Annotated in this window: 1 protein-coding gene and 1 pseudogene; one reads left to right on the plus strand and one right to left on the minus strand. The window is 57.5% G+C overall.

Features of this window, described 5'->3' with window-relative positions; translation table 11 throughout:
- Positions 1-233 precede the first annotated feature (233 nt).
- Positions 234-418: pseudogene (locus CT676_RS45975) on the plus strand (IS5/IS1182 family transposase); the annotation flags it as partial.
- Positions 419-567: 149 nt separating this feature from the next.
- Here CT676_RS45975 and CT676_RS43665 read toward each other — a convergent pair.
- Positions 568-1,089, minus strand: a complete 522-nt coding sequence (locus tag CT676_RS43665; RefSeq protein WP_038945733.1) for a Spy/CpxP family protein refolding chaperone — start codon at positions 1,087-1,089, stop codon at positions 568-570.
- Positions 1,090-1,323: the final 234 nt, after the last annotated feature.

Below are 1,323 nucleotides of genomic sequence, written 5' to 3' on the forward strand. Positions count from 1 at the left end.
GGCCAGTCATTGGACGCTCCGACGCGAGACATCGGCCGCCTGCAACGATTGGCGACCACGGCCGCGTGCCGACCTATCCGTTTGCACACACCCAAGACCCCTGGCTGTGTGGAAACGCTGCTGCTTTGCCATGATTCTCTCGTGATTCTGCGGGGGAAGCAGAGAGGCGCTTCGTTGAGCAGGCGGATCGTGGGCAATGGACACTATTGCCTGAATGCCTGAACCCGCTCGCTATGCGCCAACGTCGCGAGACAGTCGAGCATCCGTTCGGCACGATGAATGCACGCATGGGAGGGACCCACTTCCTCACTAGAATGCTCCCAAAAGTAGCCGCCGAGATGGCACTCTCGGTTCTGGCCTGACACGGGTCATCAACATCGTCGGGATCAAGCCGCTGATCTATGTGATCGCGGCCTGAGGCCGAGCCGGTCTTGGCTTGCTATCGGCTAATCTACAAAAGTGTGCTTCTACAGCCAAGACCCTTAGCAAACATCGTCTAGGCATACAGTCAGTTAGCTGCGTATGCTCCGACCATTATGCATTAGGTTCGAATTGAACTGCTTTGGCTCAGTCCTCGTCCTCGGACAGCGCACGGCGCCGGTCTACGGCATCACTCATATCGTGGAGTACCAGAATCGCGATGGCCGCCATGCGCTGCCTCTGTTCGGGATTAAGCGTTTTGTAGAGTGGCTGCCACGCCTCGGCGAGTTTATCCAAATCGGCTGATCGTTGAGCCAATGCTTCCGAGCGCCGCTGCAAGAAGGTGATAGGGTCACGATTGCGCAGGGCTTCGACACGGTTTTCGTCGGCCCGTCTACCCACTGTTTCTCCGATTTTTGCAAGGCGGGCTTTCCGGTCCTCCGCCCTGGCACGAATGGCGCTCTCTACAGCGGGCCAGTATTTCTCCTGGTCAGGTGTCAGCTGCAACGCGGCCTTTACCAGATCAATCCTCATGTCCGTCAGCGTATTCCGGTCGGCTGCATTTAACCGTTCCGGAGTCGCAGAAGAGGTTTGCGAGGTTTGCGCGTTGGCAATCGGGGATGCAGCAAGGAAGAGTGCGGTTGTTCCGGCAACTACTATTTTCAACATCGGCCATCTCCTAGGCGAGTTGCCCCACTCCACAATGGTGACGCACTGCGCGGTTACGTTGATCTAAATCAGGGAACCAGCGCCGCCCAGTGTTCGTCCTTTTACATCTCAGAAATCAATCTCGTATCGAGGGCCGACGGCGAGGCCGGGCACGTTCAGACCTTTGTGGGGTTTGGCCCCTCCAAGGAAGAGGCAGAGAAGAGCGCCCTGGGATGGTGCTCGCATATCAGGTTC

It is taken from the genome of Bradyrhizobium sp. MOS001, from assembly GCF_004634465.1.
Taxonomy (GTDB): domain Bacteria; phylum Pseudomonadota; class Alphaproteobacteria; order Rhizobiales; family Xanthobacteraceae; genus Bradyrhizobium; species Bradyrhizobium barranii.